This is a genomic window from Nocardioides sp. FY1077 (assembly GCF_058681775.1).
The window spans coordinates 240,553-256,122 of the sequence record NZ_JBZWDB010000002.1 but is presented as its reverse complement, the minus strand read 5'-3'; the positions used below and the strand labels follow the sequence as shown (position 1 = coordinate 256,122).

The following is a 15,570-nucleotide window of genomic DNA, read 5'->3' as shown; positions in this document are numbered from 1 at the left end:
GGTCGGCTCGGTGGGGCTCACGGGCCACGAGCCTAGTGCGATCGGGCCCCCGCGGCCGGAGCGGTTCGCCGGGGTGGGCGGCGGGGTGGGCGGCGGGGTGGTCACGGGGTGGTCACGGGGTGGCCCCGGGGCGGTTCGACCGGGGCGCTGGGGGGAAGGAGGGGCCCATGGCAGACCTCCCCCGCGTGGGCGACCAGTTCGGTCGCTACCGCATCGACGACCACATCGGGCACGGCGGCATGGGGGTCGTGCTCGGCGCGACCGACCTGAGCCTCGACCGGCGCGTGGCGCTCAAGGTGGTCTCGGCCGAGCTCGGCGAGTCCGAGGAGTTCCTGCGCCGCTTCGACCGCGAGGCCACCCTGCTGGCCCGGCTGGCCTCCCCCCACGTCATCGAGATCTTCGACCACGGCGAGGAGCAGGGCTGCCCCTACATCGCCACCCAGTACGTCGCCGGCGGCGACCTCGGCGCCCAGCTGCGCGCCCGCGGCCCGATGCCGCCGCAGCTGGCCGCCACCCTGTGCGCCCAGGTGGCCGACGCGCTCGCCGACGCCCACCGCGCCGGCGTGGTGCACCGCGACATCAAGCCCAGCAACGTCCTGCTGCGCGACGCCACCGCCACCGACCTCCACGTCTACCTCTGCGACTTCGGCATCGCCCGCGCCGACACCGACACCGACCACATGACCGCCCCCGGCGCGGTGGCCGGCACCTGGAGCTACCTCTCCCCCGAGTGCGGCGAGGGGCGCGAGGCCACGGCGGCCTCCGACCTGTACTCGCTGGGCTGCCTGTTCTGGGCCGCGCTCACCGGCGTCGCGCCGTACGGCGGCTCCGACGTCGAGATCGCCATCGCCCACCAGAACGCGCCGCTGCCGCAGCTCGAGGGCGACGACGCGTTCACCCGCTGGGCCAACGCGGTCCTGCAGCGCTCGATGGCCAAGGACCCCGCCTCGCGCTACGCCGACGCCGAGAGCATGCGTCAGGACCTGCTGGCCGCTGCCGGCACCCCGTCGTCGGGCGTGCGGCCGCGCCAGGTGCCGGCGAACGCGCCGCGCACCGGCTCCGCGCCGTCGTCGCCGTCGGGCGCAGCCGCAGCCGCAGCCGCGGCAGCTGCGGCCGGGGGCTCCTCCGGCGGCTCGCACGCCGGCGCCCGCGGTGGCTCGACGGGCGGCTCGGGCGGGTCGACGGGCGGGTCGCACGCCCACGGCTCGTCCGGCGGACAGGGCCGACGCGGCCCGAGCAGGCTGGTCCTCGCGCTGCTGGCCGTGCTCGTGCTGGCGCTGGTCGGCGGCGGCGTGGGCCTGGCGGTGGCGAGCCCGTGGACCGACGAGTCCCCCGAGCGCGCCGACGACCCTGACGGGGACACCGAGGGCAGCACCGACGGCGAGACCGACGGGGCGACCGGCGGGGCCGACCCGGAGGTCACGGGCCCGGTCGCCGGCGACATCGACGGCGACGGCCTCGGCGACGCCGTGTCGATCTACCCCGTGGCCGACGGCGCCACCTACAGCATCTTCTCGAAGAGCTTCCTCTCCGACGGCGAGCAGCTCGTCGGCAACGAGCCCCGGCAGTTCGCGGTGGGCCAGCGGACCCTGCGCACCATCGCCCCCGCCGACGTGGACGGCGACGACGTCGCGGAGGTGGTGTCGGTCTACGTGCCGGCCGGCCGCGAGCGGCGCATCTACGTCGCTGCGGGGCTCGCCGCCGGCGGTGAGTTCGGGTTCAACATCGACCGCCCCAGCGACGCCCGCAACATCACGCCGTACGTCGGCGACGTGGACGGCGACGAGCAGGACGACCTGCTCCTGATGGCGTGGGAGCGCGACCGGCCCTACGAGTTCTTCGTGGCCCACGGCAAGGGCGAGGAGGGGTTCGGGGAGGCCGAGCCCCTGATGGAGGTCGAAGGACCCGGCGTCGACCTGACGCCGAGCGTCGAGGCCGGCGACTACGACGGCGACGGGCTGCTCGACGTGGTGGTCGGCACCAGCACCGACCCCACGGCCGCTGACGTCGAGCTGGTCAGCACGCTCTACCTCGGCACGGGCGACGGGTTCGACGACGGCACCACGACCCGCAGCGCCGACTCCTTCGACATCGCCTCGCTGGCCGGCGACGTGGACGGCGACGGCGACGACGAGCTGGTCTCGGTCTCGGGCACCGGCGGGGACTACTTCGACGTGTCGGTGACCGACGTGGAGGACGGCGAGCTCGGCCAACCGGTCGGGGCGGGCGTCATCGACTCCATCACCGGCGACGGCGGCGACCTGCAGGCCCGCTTCACGCTGAGCGACGTCGACGGCGACGGCAGGGTCGACCTCCTCGCCGTCGGGCCCCAGGACGACCGCACCGCGAAGGTGCTGGTCGTGCGCTCCGACGGCGAGCGGTTCGGCGCGGTCGAGGAGTGGGCCACGTGGAAGGCCGACCTGACCTACCGACTGGAGCAGAACGTGATGGGTCCGACCGTCCCGTGACGGCGGAGGTGTCCGGCCCGCTGCGGGTCGGGAGCGTGCTCGGTGGCTACCGCATCGACGCCGTGGTCGGGGTGGGCGGCATGGGCCAGGTGTTCGCCGCGACCGACCTCGGGCTGGGTCGCCGGGTGGCGATCAAGGTCGTGCGCGGGGCGCTCGCCGACTCGGCGTCGTTCCACGCGCGCTTCCAGCGCGAGGCCGCCGTCCTGGCGCGCCTCGACTCCCCCCACGTCATCTCGATCTACGAGCACGGGGAGCACGCCGGGTCGCCGTACCTGGTGACCCGGCTGGCCACCGGCGGTGACCTCGGCCGCCTGATCGGCGCCGGCGGTCCGCTGCGCCCCGAGCTGGCCGCCACCGTCGTCGCGCAGGTCTGCGACGCCCTGGTCGCCGCCCACGCGGTGGGGGTGGTGCACCGCGACGTGAAGCCGGCCAACGTGCTGCTGCGCGACGACCGGCTCGACCGCCCGCACGTCTACCTCTGCGACTTCGGGGTCGCCCTCACCGAGTCGAGCGGCCTCACCGCGCCCGGCGCCGTGGCCGGCACGTGGAGCTACCTCGCCCCCGAGCTCACCCGTGGCGAGCCCGCCACCCCCGCCAGCGACGTGTACGCCGTCGGCTGCCTCCTCCACGAGGCGCTCACGGGGCACCCGCCGTACGCCGGCAGCGACGTGCAGGTGGCGATGGCGCACGTCTCGGCCCCGGTGCCGCAGCTGCCCGAGGGCCATCCGGCGCGGGCGGCCTTCGACCCGGTGCTCGCGCGGGCGCTGGCCAAGGACCCCGCCCACCGCCACGCCAGCGCCGCGGAGCTGCGCGAGGACCTGCGCCGCCTCGCCGGCGACACCCGCTCGACCGGGTCGGGCCCCGCGCTGCGCCCCCCGCCCCCCGTGCGCTCCGGCCGCCGCGGGCGCACCCTGCTCGCCGCCGGCCTGGGGGTGGCCGTGGGCGCCGGGGCGGTCACCGCGGCGGTGCTGCTGCGACCCGCCGGCGACGACCCCGCACCCCCTGGACCCGACCCCACCGGGGAGCCCGCGGCCGCCCTGACCGACCCCGCCGTGCGCGGGGACGTCGACGGCGACGGCTTCGGCGACCTGCTGCTGCTCGCCCTCGACGGCGGCCGGCTGCAGCGCTCCGACGGGTCGGGCTTCGTCGGCGCGGAGCGGGTCGAGCAGGTCAACCCGCGCACCGTCGTCGGCGACGTGGACGGCGACGGGGTGCTCGACCAGGTGACCGTGGACGGTGAGCGGTCGAGCCTGCGGGTCGCGGTCGCCCCGGGTGCCGCCGCCGGGACCGGCGCGGGCTCCGACGAGGGGGCGCGCACGAGCACGCTGATGGTGGTGCCCGCGGCCGACGAGGTCGGCACCTTCGACTACGGCACCGGCACCGCCGCCCTGGGCGACTTCGACGGCGACGGTCGCGACGACCTGGCGGTGGCCACCAGCCGCGACGACACCGTCGCGGTGACCACGATGCTGAGCGCCGAGGACGGCGGGTGGCAGCGCGAGACGTCGTGGCTCGAGGACGAGAAGGTCAGGCGGTCGATCACCACCTGGGCGGTCGGCGACCTCGACGGCGACGGCCTCGACGACCTGGTGGCGGTCGACACCCTCGACCAGGCCACCGCGCTGCGGGGCTTCCTGTCCCGGGGCGACCGGTTCGAGCAGGTGGACGAGGCGCTGGTGCTCGACGACCTGCAGCTCGCCACGGGCGGCTTCCGCCTCGCCGACCTCGACGGTGACGGCGTCGACACGCTCGTGCACGTCGGCACCGACCTGTCGGTGACGGCGTGGTCGTGGGACGACGGCCTCGGCGACGAGACGTCCTTGGCCGGCGGCGCCCGCGGCTCCGACACCTACGCCGCGCACGCCGTCGTCTCCGACGTCGACGGTGACGGCGACGACGAGGTGGTGGCGATCGACGGCGTCGAGGCGCCGCGCGCCGTCGTCCTCGACCAGGCCGACGGCTCCGCCGACCTCACGGCCGCGACCTGGCGGCTCGTCGACGCCGAGCCCGTGATCGCCGCCGCCGACCGGGTCACCGAGGGCGAGCGCCAGTACTGAGCCCCGGCCGCCCCTGGCGTCGCCGGGGCCCCCGGCACCCCCAGCGCGGCCGGCTCAGACCAGTGGGTGCACCACCACGGTGGCGTCGCGCGAGGGCCCGACGCCGACCACGGAGATCCGGGCACCCGACATGGCCTCGACGGCCTTGACGTACGCCTGCGCGTTGGCCGGCAGGTCCTCGAAGGTGCGGCAGCCGCCGAGGTCCTCCCACCAGCCGGGCAGGTACTCGTAGATCGGCACGGCGTGGTGGAAGTCGGTCTGGTTGACCGGCATCTCGTCGTGGCGCACGCCGCCGACGTCGTAGGCGACGCACACCGGCACCTGCTCGAGGCCGGTGAGCACGTCGAGCTTGGTGAGCACGAAGTCGGTGACGCCGTTGACCCGGGCGGCGTAGCGGGCGATCACCGCGTCGTACCAGCCGCAGCGACGCGGACGGCCGGTGGTGGTGCCGTACTCGGCGCCGACCTTGCGCAGGTGCTCGCCGGAGTCGTCGAACAGCTCGGTGGGGAACGGCCCCTCGCCGACGCGGGTCGTGTAGGCCTTCACGATGCCGACGACCTGGTCGATGCGCATCGGGGGGATGCCGGAGCCGGTGCAGGCGCCGGCGGCGGTGGCCGAGGACGACGTGACGAACGGGTAGGTGCCGTGGTCGACGTCGAGCAGCGTGGCCTGGCCGGCCTCGAGCAGCACGGTCTCGCCGCGGTCGAGGGCCTGGTTGAGCAGCAGGCCGGTGTCGGCGACCATCGGGCCGAGGCGCTCGGCGTACTGCAGCAGCTCCTCCAGCGTCTCGTCGACCGAGGGGGCGCGGCGGTTGTAGATCTTGGTCAGCACCTGGCTCTTCAGCTCCAGGGCGCCCTCGATCTTCTGGCGCAGGATCTTCTCGTCGAAGAGGTCCTGCACGCGGATGCCGATGCGGTTCATCTTGTCGGCGTACGTCGGGCCGATGCCGCGCCCGGTGGTGCCGAGGCGGCGCGAGCCGAGGAAGCGCTCGGTGACCTTGTCGACGGTGCGGTTGTAGTCGGCGATGACGTGGGCGCTGGCGCTGACGACGAGCCGGCTGGTGTCGACGCCGCGGGCCTCGAGGCCGTCGATCTCCTCGAACAGCACGCCGAGGTCGATCACCACGCCGTTGCCGATCACCGGGGTGCAGCCGGGGGTCAGGATGCCGCTGGGCAGCAGGTGGAGGGCGTACTTCTCCTCGCTGCCGTCGGGCTGGCCGATGACGACGGTGTGCCCGGCGTTGTTGCCGCCGTTGAACTTCACGACGTAGTCGACGCTGGAGCCGAGCAGGTCGGTGGCCTTGCCCTTCCCCTCGTCACCCCACTGGGCACCGATGATGGCGATCGCGGGCATCTGCTCGCTCACTTCCGCTGCTAGGCGTGCTGGACTGCTCGGGAATGCAGAAGGCCCCGGGCACGGGAGCACCGGAGCTTTCGCGGGCACACGCTACCGCAGCGGCGGGGCCGGCCGCGGGGCCGGCTACGGGGCGGCGTACCGCCCCCGCCGGGGGCCCGCCTCCACTACTGTCGCTGGCGTGGAGCCCCTTCTCGTCATCATCAACAGCGACGCCGGCCCCGCTGGCGAGGAGACGCTCGAGCTGGCGCTGGAGGTCCTGCGCGCGGAGACCTCGGTGGAGGTCGCCGGCACCGCCGACCCCGGCGAGCTCAACGGCGTGCTCCACCGCGCCGGCACGCGACGCATCGTGGTGGCCGGCGGCGACGGCAGCATGCACGCGGTCGTGGCGGCCCTGCACCGGCGCAACGAGCTGCACGACGCCGTGCTCGGCCTGCTCCCGCTCGGCACCGGCAACGACTTCGCCCGCGGCAACTCCATTCCCCTCGACATCGAGGACGCCGCCCGGGTGCTGCTGGAGGGCGAGGTGCGCCGCGTCGACCTGATCGTCGACGAGGTCGGCGAGATCGTGGTCAACAACGTGCACGCCGGCGCCGGGGCCCAGGCCAGCCGCCGGGCCTCGCGCTGGAAGAGCCGGCTCGGCGCGGTCGGCGTGGGCCGGCTCAACCTCGGCAAGCTCGGCTACCCGATCGGCGCCGCGCTGGCGTCGTACAAGCCGCCGTTCGTGCGGCTGCGGGTGGAGGTGGACGGCGAGTGCGTCGTCGACCTCGACCGCCCGGTGCTGATGGTGGCGGTCGGCAACGGCTCCGACGTCGGCGGCGGCACCTCCCTGAACCCCGAGGCGGTCACCACCGACGGCCAGCTCGACGTGATGGTCTCCCTCGCGGTGGGGCCGCTGGCGCGGGTGGGGTACGTCGCGCAGCTGGTGCGCGGCACCCACGAGGAGCGCGACGACGTGCTGATGCTCAAGGGCTCGACGGTCTCGATCGCGGGCGAGCCGTTCTTTTGCAGCGCCGACGGCGAGATCTACGGCCCCGAGCGCCAGCGCACCTGGCACGTGGAGAGCGGCGCCTACTCGATGGTGCTGCCCCGCCGCACCTGAAGCCCGCCGCACCTGAAGCCCGCCGCACCTGAAGCCCGACGCACCTGAAGCCCGACGCACCTGAAGCCCGACGCGCCGGGGCCGCGGGTCAGATCCAGCCGCGGCGGGCCGCCTCGACGCCGGCCTGGAAGCGCGACTCGGCCCCCAGCTCGGCCATCAGGTCGGCGACCCGGCGGCGCACCGTGCGCAGGCTGAGGCCGAGGCGGCGCGCGATCTGCTCGTCCTGCTGCCCGGCGGCCAGTTGCTGCACGAGGAAGCGCTGCAGGTCGGCACGCGGCTCCACGCCCCCGGTCAGCGCGGTCACCGGCGCGGCGCGGTCCCACAGCGCCTCGAACCACAAGGTGAGCGCCGCGACCAGCCCGGGCTGGCGCACAAGCGAGCGGGGCTCGTCGACGAACCCCAGCGGCTCGGGCAGCACGGCGTGGGTGGTGCCGATGATGAACATCCGGGTCGGCACCGCCGGCAGCACGCGGATCACCTCGCCGAGCTCGGCGCGGTGGTTGAGGGTGTCGCGCGCCTCGGTGAGCGCCCGCACCGGGTAGACGGCCCGCGAGGCGCGGCCCTGCGCCACGACCTGGCCCACCACCTCGCCCATGAAGTCCTCGGCCGGGCGGCGCCACTGGTCGGGCCGCAGCCACAGCAGGTCGCCGGTGCTGTCACGGATCAACGAGGTCAGCAGCGGCACCGGGTTGCCGCCGCTGCTCACCTCGCCGTCGAGCGGGCCGACCTCCTGCACCTCGCCCTCGGGCGGGCGGGCGGCGCTGGCGCCGAGGAACGGGACGGCGGCCGCCAGCCCCTCGAGCCGCGCCTGGCTGCGGGCCACCGCGCTCGCCTGGTCGTGCAGCAGCCGCACCACGACCTCGGAGGGGTGGGTCACGAAGACCCGCACGTCCTCGAGGCGCACCAGGTCGTCCTCGAGCAGCGGGCGCAGCGCGCGCTGCAGGTCCTCCGGGGTGCGCTGCAGGGCCTCGGCCACCGACACCAGCTCGCGCCCGGAGTGCGGCAGGAGCTCCTGGTGGAGCCGGGCGACCGGCCGGGGGTACCCCAGGGCCGACAGCACGGACGAGGCGGGGCGGGGCACAGTGCATCGTAGGTCAGCGGGCGCCCTCTGCCGGACGAAGCCGGGCGTGGTGCGGCGTGGTCCGGGCGAGGTCCGCCGAGCACCGGGACGGCGCCGGGACGGCACCGGGAGCCGCTCCGGTAGCGTGGCGCGAGGCCTTCCGGGCCCACCCACCGCCACATCCCGTCAGATCCCACCGCCACACCCAGGAGCCCCATCCCATGCCACGAGGCGGAGCGCAGCAGTCCCCGGTCGACTGGGTCACCCGGGCCGCCGACGACGCCGTCCGGCACGCCGAGCAGGGCGGCTGGACCCCCGAGTCGGGCCGCGTCATCACCTGCGCGTCGGGCGCCAGCCCGTCGGGGCCGGTGCACCTGGGCAACCTGCGCGAGTTCCTCACCGTCCACTTCGTGACCGAGGAGATCCGGCGCCGTGGGCTGCCGGTGCGCCACCTGCACAGCTGGGACGACTACGACCGCTTCCGCAAGGTGCCGGCCGGGGTCGACCCGTCGTGGGCCGACCACATCGGGCGGCCCCTGTCCGGCGTGCCCGACCCGTGGCAGTGCCACCCCTCGTGGGCCGAGCACTTCAAGGAGCCGCTGGTGGCCTCGCTGCGCGCGCTGGGCGTGGAGATGGAGGAGGTCTCGCAGACCGAGCAGTACCGCGCCGGCACCTACCGCGCGCAGGTGCTGCGGGCCGTGGAGCAGCGCGACCGCATCGAGAGCGTGATGGCGCGCTACCGCACCAAGCAGGCCCCGCTCACCGAGGCGGCGGAGAGCGACGAGGAGGCCGCAGCGCTGGCCGACTCGGTCGCCAACGACGGCGAGGACGCCGCACCGTCGGGTCTCGGCGCCACCAACGACCTGGCCCGCTTCCCCTACAAGCCGTACTGCCGCGACTGCGGGCGCGACACCACCATCATCACCTCCTACGACGACGACACCACCGACCTCGCCTACACCTGCACCGCGTGCCCCTTCGAGGGCGTCACGAACCTGCGCACGCAGGACGAGGGCAAGCTGGTGTGGAAGGTCGACTGGCCGATGCGCTGGGCGTTCGAGGGCGTCGACTTCGAGCCGGGCGGCGTCGACCACGCCAGCCCGGGGTCGTCGTACACCGTCGGCAAGGAGCTGGTGAAGCTGTACGACGGCCGCGCGCCGTCGTTCGTCGGGTACTCCTTCGTCGGTGCCGGCGGCCAGGTGAAGCTGTCGTCTTCGCGCGGCGGGGTGCCGACCGCGGCCGACGCGCTGCAGGTGCTGGAGGCCCCGGTGCTGCGCTGGCTCTACGTGCGCCGCCAGCCCAAGCAGGCCTTCACCGTCGACTTCGGCCCCGAGGTCGTGCGCCTGTACGACGAGTGGGACGGCCTGGCCCGCAAGGCCGCCGACCCCGCCAAGCGCGACGCGCAGGTGCTGGCCTTCGAGCGGGCCTCCGCCACCGCCGCGGCCGGCACGCTGCCGACCCCGCGGGTCGTGGTGCCGTTCCGCCTGCTGTCGTCGGTGGCCGACGTGACCGCCGGCAGCGCCGAGCTGGTCAGCCGCATCGTGCGCGACGTGGGCCACGAGCACGACACCGTGGCCGACCTCGAGCCGCGGCTGGGCCGGGCGATGACGTGGATGGCGGAGTACGTGCCGGAGACCGAGCGCACCACCGTGCGCACCGAGCCCGACCTCGAGCGGCTCGCCCGCCTCAGCGACGACGAGGAGCTCTGGCTGCGCCAGCTGCTCGACCGGATGCCCGACGACCTCGACCTCGACGCCACCACCTCGCTGGTCTACGGCGTGCCGAAGCTCGCCCGCGGTCTCGGCCTCGACGACGCCCCGACCGACCAGGTCAAGGCCGACCAGAAGGCCTTCTTCCGGCTGCTCTACCAGCTGCTGGTCGACGCCGAGCGCGGCCCGCGCCTGCCCACGCTGTTCCTCGCCCTCGGCGCCGACACCGTCCGCAGCCTGCTCACCCCGCCTGCCTGAGGCCGGGGCGGTTTCCCCGGCCGGCCGGGGAAACCGCCTCTGGGTGGCTGAAATTTCGGCCACCGAGTGGCAGCTTCCGCCTCCTAGTCCGTCCCGCCGCTCAGTCGACGGAGGCGCTGAGCACCTCCGCGTCGCGCTCGCCGGCCTGCTGCACGGGCCGGTTGTCGTCGACGTACGCCGACTCGAGCGCGGCGATCTGGTCGGTGCCGAGCCGCACCGGCTGGTCGAGCACCATCCAGCGCACGCCCTCGCTGCACGGCGGGGTGGTCAGGCTGCCGTCGTAGGCCCAGTGCTCAGCGAGCCGGGCAGCAGAGCCTCGAGGTCGAGGTCGGCCTCGGCACCATTCGGCCCCGGGGCGCGCAATCGCGCGGCTCGGGCGTCACCTGCAGACGCGACGCGCGTTGTGACGCACGGCGCAGCGAGTGCGCCACACCTCACGGCGCCAACGGGGCCGGACGTCATACGCACCGTGCAAGCGACTCCACGCAACGTATGACGTCCGGCCCGCCGCGCCGACCAGCCGACAACGGGCGAGGCGAAAGGGGCGCGGGCGAGCAGCGCCCCGAGGGCGACGGACGGGTCAGTCGGCCATCAGGGCGGCGTAGCCGGTGGGGCTGGAGTCGCGCAGGAAGTCGCGGCAGCGCTCCCACTCGGGGGTCTCGCCGATGGCGCGGGCCGACTTGGCCAGCAGCGACAGGCACACCAGGAAGCCGCGGTTGGGCTCGTGCTCCCACGGCACCGGGCCGTGGCCCTTCCAGCCGTTGCGGCGCAGCAGGTCGAGGCTGCGGTGGTAGCCGACGCGCGAGTAGGCGTAGACGGTGACCGCGTCGGCGTCCGAGGCGGCGGCCTCGGTGGCGAGCGCGGCCCACGCCGAGGGCGACTCCGGGTGGCGGCGTACGACGTCGGCCGGCGACCCGCCCGCGGCGAGCTCGGCGGTGGCGGGGTCGGGCGGCAGGTGGGTGGGGGGCGGACCGGCCATCAGGTCCTGTCCGGGGATCACGGGGCTCATGGGCAGCATTGTGTCCCGGCCCGCCACACCCACCCGCCCGGGGTCGGGCGCGGGGTCACGCCCGGGGTCACGCGCGGGGTCGGGCGCGGGGTCAGGCGCCGACGGTCTTGCCGGAGGAGCGCAGGTTCTCGCAGGCCTCCACGACGCGGGTGGCCATGCCGGCCTCGCCGGCCTTGCCCCAGGCGCGGGGGTCGTAGGTCTTCTTGTTGCCGACCTCGCCGTCGATCTTCAGCACGCCGTCGAAGTTGGCGAGCATGTGCCCGGCGATGGGGCGGGTGAAGGCGTACTGGGTGTCGGTGTCGACGTTCATCTTGATGACGCCGTAGTCGACGGCGGCGCTGATCTCCTCCGCGGTGGAGCCGGAGCCGCCGTGGAAGACCAGGTCGAAGGGCTTGGCGCCGGCCGGCAGGCCGAGGCGCTCGGCGACCGCAGCCTGGGCGGCCTTCAGGATCTCGGGGCGCAGGGTGACGTTGCCGGGCTTGTAGACGCCGTGCACGTTGCCGAAGGTCAGCGCGGTGAGGTAGCGCCCGTTCTCGCCGTTGCCGAGCGCGTCGAGGGTGGCCAGCGCGTCCTCGGGGGTGGTGTAGAGGTGCTCGCTGATCGCGTTGTCGACACCGTCCTCCTCGCCGCCGACGACACCGATCTCGACCTCGAGCACGATGTGGGCCGCGGCGGCCTTGGCCAGCAGCTCCTGGGCGATGCGGAGGTTCTCCTCCAGCGGCACGGCGCTCCCGTCCCACATGTGGGACTGGAACAGCGGCGCCTGGCCGGCCTTGACCCGCTCGGCGGAGATGTCGAGCAGCGGACGCACGAAGCCGTCGAGCTTGTCCTTCGGGCAGTGGTCGGTGTGCAGCGCGATGTTGACGGGGTAGGCCTTGGCCACCTCGGCGGCGTAGGCGGCGAACGCGACCGAGCCGGTGACCATGTTCTTGACCGAGGGGCCCGAGAGGTACTCCGCCCCTCCGGTGGAGACCTGGATGATGCCGTCGGAGCCGGCGTCGGCGAAGCCCTTGAGGGCCGCGTTGAGCGTCTGCGACGACGACACGTTGATCGCCGGGAAGGCGAACCCCTTCTCCTTGGCGGTGTCGAGCATCTGGGCGTAGGTCTCGGGGGTGGCGATCGGCACGGGCTCTCCTCGGACGGGGGTCTGACGGCGACCCGGCCCACCCTAGACCGTGCGGCGGACACCGCGCCCGGACGTGTTCACGGCGCCGCCGTAGCCTCGGGGCATGAGCCGCCGGACCACCCTCCACACCAGCGCCCGCGCCAGCGACCTGCCCCTCGGCGCCGAGCAGGCGTGGGCCGCGGTGGTCGCCGCCGGCGGCGAGCCGCGCTGGTACGTCGACGCCCGCCCGTTCGCCGTGCGCGGGGGCATCGACCGGCTCACCCTGGGTCGCGGGCGCCGCTGGCCCGTGCCGGAGCACGCGCGGCTGCGCGCCGGCGACACCGCCGGCTTTTGGCGCGTGGTCGCGGCCGGCCCCCACGGCCCCCACGGCGGGGCCGGCCACCGACTGGTCATGGACGCCGAGGTGCGCGCCCCCGGGCTGGTCACCTGGCGCACCACCGTCGTGCCGCTGGCCGGCCCCGACGGCTCGGTGTGCCGCGTGGAGAACTCGGTCACCTTCTCCCCCGGCGGCCTGCTCGGTCGCGCCTACCTGCTGAGCGACCTGCCGGCCCGCGAGATCCTGATGGAGCTCGTGCACCACCGCGTCGTGCAGGACGTGCTGCGCCACGCCCGCTGAGCCGGGGTCTCGATACGCTCGCTGGCGCTCGCTACTCGACCAACGAAGTCCGCACCAGACCGGTGAGGAACCCTCGTTGGTCGAGTGCCGAGGAGCGCCAGCGACGAGGTGTATCGAGACCTCCCCGGACCCACGAACGGCCGTCACTCGTTCCGGGGTCTCGATACGCTCGCTGGCGCTCGCCACTCGACCAACGAACGAACGGCCACCGTTGGTCGAGTGCCGAGGAGCGCCAGCGACGAGGGGTGTCGAGACCCCCCGCCCGTAGGCTGGCGAGGTGACCACGACAACCCGCCCGCCCACGGCCGACCAGGCCGGCGAGGGCGACCCGGTGGGCGAGCTGTTCGCGAGCGGCTCGGTGGTCGAGCACGTCGTGCGCGGCGTGCTGGGCCTGGTGCTGGTGGTCGTGGCGCTCGCGCTGGCCGGGCGCAGCGCGTGGTGGCTGCTGCTGGCGGTGCCGGCGGTGGTCGCGTGGCGCGGCTGCCCCACCTGCTGGACCCTCGGCCTCGCGGCCACCGTGAGCCGCGGCCGGGTGGGCTGCGACGACGGCTCCTGCGCCCGCTGACCCGCGCCGGTCGAGCAGCTCAGCCCCGCCAGGCCCGGTCGTCGCCGAGGTCGGCGTGCGCTCGCACCCACGCGTGCATGGCGATGGCGGCCGCGGCGGAGGCGTTGATCGAGCGGGTGGAGCCGAACTGCGCGATCGAGAAGGTGCCGTCGCAGGCCTCCCGCGCGGCGGCCGAGAGCCCCGGGCCCTCCTGACCGAACAGGAAGCACACCCGCCGCGGCACGGCCATCGTCTCGAGGTGCGCCGAGCCGGGCAGGTTGTCGATGCCCAGCAGCGCCACGCGCCCGCCGGCCGGCTCCCCCGGCAGCGCGTCGAGGTGGACGCGCAGGTCGGCGGCGCTCTCGTGGTGGCGCACGTGCTGGTAGCGGTCGGTGACCATCGCGCCGCGCCGGTTCCACCGCCGGTTGCCGACGATGTGCACCTCGGCGGCGAGGAAGGCGTTGGCGGTGCGCACGATCGTGCCGATGTTGAAGTCGTGCTGCCAGTTCTCGATCGCCACGTGGAAGTCGTGGCGGCGGGTGTCGAGGTCGGCGACGATCGCGGCCATCGACCAGTAGCGGTAGCGGTCGACGACGTTGCGCCGGTCGCCCTCGGCGAGCAGCTGCTCGTCGTACACCTCGGCGCCCGGTCCGCTCGGCCACTCCCCCGGCCACGGTCCCACCCCGACCTCCGCGGGGCCGTGGGGCATCGGGTCGTACGGCGCCCGCCGCGGCGGCTCGGCGCGCTCCTCGGCACGCCCCTCGTCGCGGTCCTCGGCGCCCGCGTCGTCGCCGGTCACGAGCCCGCCCCGGGCCCCCGGCTAGGAGCCCTCTTCACCGTCGGAGGTCGGCGGTACGCTTGCGCGGTGACGACGATCCTCGCGCTCGTGTCGCCGATGTTCCTGGGCATCGACTTCATGGACCCGCACTGGCTCCTCTCGGAGTTCGGCAGCACCCTGTTCTGGCTCAGCATCGCCATCATCTTCGTCGAGTGCGGGCTGCTCTTCCCGTTCCTGCCCGGCGACGCGCTGCTCTTCGCCCTCGGCATCTTCATCGCCACCGGCGAGCTCGACCTCTTCCCGGGCTCACCACCGGTGGAGATGACCATCGCGATGGGGCTGCTGCTGGCCGCCGCGTGGACCGGCAACGTGGTCGGCTACGAGATCGGACGCCGCCTCGGGCCGCCGCTGCGCGAGCGCGACGGGCGCATCATCAAGCGCAAGCACCTCGACCACACCGAGGCCTTCTTCGACACCCACGGCAACAAGGCGCTGGTGATCGGCCGGTTCGTGGCGTTCGTGCGCACCTACATCACCGTGGTGGCCGGCATCACCGGCATGGCCCGCAGCCGGTTCTACTTCTGGAGCCTGGTCGGCGGTGCGGCGTGGGTGTGGTCGATCAGCACGCTGGGCTACGTGCTCGGCACTCGCGTGCCGTGGCTGGAGGACAACATCGACCTCGCGATCTTCGCGATCCTGGCCTTCACCGCGGTGCCGATCGCCTACGAGTGGTGGCACTCGCGCCGTCAGCACGCCGCGCACGGCACGGGCAGCGCCCGCGGCACCGACGGGGCCGGCCAGTCGCCGGTCACGACGTCGGGACCCGACGAGCTCGCAACCGGCGGATGACCAGCCACGCCACGCCGAACAGGACCGCGGCGATCACGGCGTACTGCAGGTAGGACACCACCGGCTCCACCTCGCGCCACTGCTCGCCGAGCTGGTAGCCCGCGACCACGAAGACGGTGTTCCAGATCAGGCTGCCGGCCGTGGTCAGGGCGAGGAACTGCCACAGCGGCATCCGCTCCACGCCGGCCGGGAGGGAGATCAGGCTGCGGAAGATCGGCACCATGCGGCCGAGGAACACCGCCTTGCGGCCGTGCCGGGCGAACCACTCCTCGGTGCGGACGAAGTCGCCCTCGTTGACCAGCGGCAGCCACTTCCAGAGCCGGAAGACGCGCTCGCGGCCGAGCCCGGCGCCGAGGCCGTAGAGCACCAGCGCGCCCACGACCGAGCCGATGGTGGTGGCCACGATCGCCTCCACCAGGCCGAAGTCGCCGCGGCTGGCGGTGAACCCGGCCAGCGGGAGCACGATCTCGCTGGGCAGCGGCGGGAAGAGGTTCTCCAGGGCGATCAGGACGCCGGCGCCCACCACCCCGAGCTTCTCCATGACGTCGACGGCCCACCCGGCGAACCCGCCCAGGTCGGCGGTGGTGTCGTCGGCGGCGCGCAGCAGCACGGTGGCGAGGGAGGAGCGGAGCATGGTCGCA

14 protein-coding genes are annotated in these 15,570 nt (G+C 74.4%); 7 read left to right on the top strand and 7 right to left on the bottom strand.

The features are described 5' to 3' along the window. Positions 1 to 167: 167 nt before the first annotated feature. Complete coding sequence (locus AC4OR8_RS06125) at positions 168 to 2,468, top strand: protein kinase domain-containing protein (RefSeq protein WP_492164651.1); 2,301 nt, start codon at positions 168 to 170, stop codon at positions 2,466 to 2,468. Continuing rightward, positions 2,465 to 4,525 (top strand): serine/threonine-protein kinase, encoded by a 2,061-nt coding sequence (locus AC4OR8_RS06120; protein ID WP_492164650.1) that lies wholly within the window; start codon positions 2,465 to 2,467, stop codon positions 4,523 to 4,525. Before AC4OR8_RS06125 ends, AC4OR8_RS06120 begins: the two co-directional genes overlap by 4 nt. A gap of 54 nt (positions 4,526 to 4,579) precedes the next feature. Here AC4OR8_RS06120 and AC4OR8_RS06115 read toward each other — a convergent pair whose 3' ends face one another. Further along, complete coding sequence (locus AC4OR8_RS06115) at positions 4,580 to 5,890, bottom strand: adenylosuccinate synthase (protein WP_492164649.1); 1,311 nt, start codon at positions 5,888 to 5,890, stop codon at positions 4,580 to 4,582. Between the two features lie 169 nt (positions 5,891 to 6,059). Between AC4OR8_RS06115 and AC4OR8_RS06110 the strand changes: the two genes are divergently transcribed. Next, positions 6,060 to 6,980 (top strand): diacylglycerol/lipid kinase family protein, encoded by a 921-nt coding sequence (locus AC4OR8_RS06110; protein WP_492164648.1) that lies wholly within the window; start codon positions 6,060 to 6,062, stop codon positions 6,978 to 6,980. 88 nt (positions 6,981 to 7,068) lie between these two features. Here AC4OR8_RS06110 and AC4OR8_RS06105 read toward each other — a convergent pair whose 3' ends face one another. Further along, the gene (locus tag AC4OR8_RS06105) at positions 7,069 to 8,061 is read right to left on the bottom strand and encodes a helix-turn-helix transcriptional regulator (protein ID WP_492164647.1); all 993 of its coding nucleotides are present in this window, start codon (positions 8,059 to 8,061) and stop codon (positions 7,069 to 7,071) included. Positions 8,062 to 8,261: 200 nt separating this feature from the next. On the opposite strand from AC4OR8_RS06105, the gene lysS reads away from it, so the two are divergent. Beyond that, positions 8,262 to 10,007, top strand: coding sequence for a lysine--tRNA ligase (gene lysS, locus AC4OR8_RS06100; RefSeq protein WP_492164646.1), 1,746 nt, complete (start codon positions 8,262 to 8,264; stop codon positions 10,005 to 10,007). Between the two features lie 100 nt (positions 10,008 to 10,107). On the opposite strand, the gene AC4OR8_RS06095 is transcribed toward lysS, so the two are convergent. The 3 genes from AC4OR8_RS06095 to fbaA form a co-directional block, all read right to left on the bottom strand. After that, on the bottom strand, positions 10,108 to 10,371 hold the full coding sequence (locus AC4OR8_RS06095; RefSeq protein WP_492165308.1) for a carbonic anhydrase family protein: 264 nt from the start codon (positions 10,369 to 10,371) through the stop codon (positions 10,108 to 10,110). A gap of 216 nt (positions 10,372 to 10,587) precedes the next feature. After that, a complete protein-coding gene (locus AC4OR8_RS06090; protein WP_492164645.1) occupies positions 10,588 to 11,016 on the bottom strand; it encodes a DUF3151 domain-containing protein in 429 nt (142 codons plus the stop codon). Between the two features lie 91 nt (positions 11,017 to 11,107). Beyond that, positions 11,108 to 12,142, bottom strand: a complete 1,035-nt coding sequence (gene fbaA / locus AC4OR8_RS06085) for a class II fructose-bisphosphate aldolase (RefSeq protein WP_492164644.1) — start codon at positions 12,140 to 12,142, stop codon at positions 11,108 to 11,110. Positions 12,143 to 12,245: 103 nt separating this feature from the next. Between fbaA and AC4OR8_RS06080 the strand changes: the two genes are divergently transcribed. Then, a complete protein-coding gene (locus AC4OR8_RS06080; RefSeq protein WP_492164643.1) occupies positions 12,246 to 12,758 on the top strand; it encodes a DUF2867 domain-containing protein in 513 nt (170 codons plus the stop codon). 277 nt (positions 12,759 to 13,035) lie between these two features. Next, on the top strand, positions 13,036 to 13,323 hold the full coding sequence (locus tag AC4OR8_RS06075) for a hypothetical protein (RefSeq protein WP_492164642.1): 288 nt from the start codon (positions 13,036 to 13,038) through the stop codon (positions 13,321 to 13,323). A gap of 19 nt (positions 13,324 to 13,342) precedes the next feature. On the opposite strand, the gene AC4OR8_RS06070 is transcribed toward AC4OR8_RS06075, so the two are convergent. Further along, positions 13,343 to 14,011 carry a TrmH family RNA methyltransferase gene (locus AC4OR8_RS06070; RefSeq protein WP_492165307.1) on the bottom strand — a complete coding sequence of 223 codons (669 nt, stop codon included), beginning with the start codon at positions 14,009 to 14,011 and terminating at the stop codon, positions 13,343 to 13,345. A 156-nt stretch (positions 14,012 to 14,167) separates the two neighbouring features. Between AC4OR8_RS06070 and AC4OR8_RS06065 the strand changes: the two genes are divergently transcribed. Further along, positions 14,168 to 14,929, top strand: a complete 762-nt coding sequence (locus AC4OR8_RS06065; protein ID WP_492164641.1) for a DedA family protein — start codon at positions 14,168 to 14,170, stop codon at positions 14,927 to 14,929. On the opposite strand, the gene AC4OR8_RS06060 is transcribed toward AC4OR8_RS06065, so the two are convergent. Beyond that, the gene (locus AC4OR8_RS06060) at positions 14,889 to 15,563 is read right to left on the bottom strand and encodes a DedA family protein (protein ID WP_492164640.1); all 675 of its coding nucleotides are present in this window, start codon (positions 15,561 to 15,563) and stop codon (positions 14,889 to 14,891) included. The genes AC4OR8_RS06065 and AC4OR8_RS06060 overlap by 41 nt on opposite strands. Between the last annotated feature and the right edge of the window lie 7 nt (positions 15,564 to 15,570).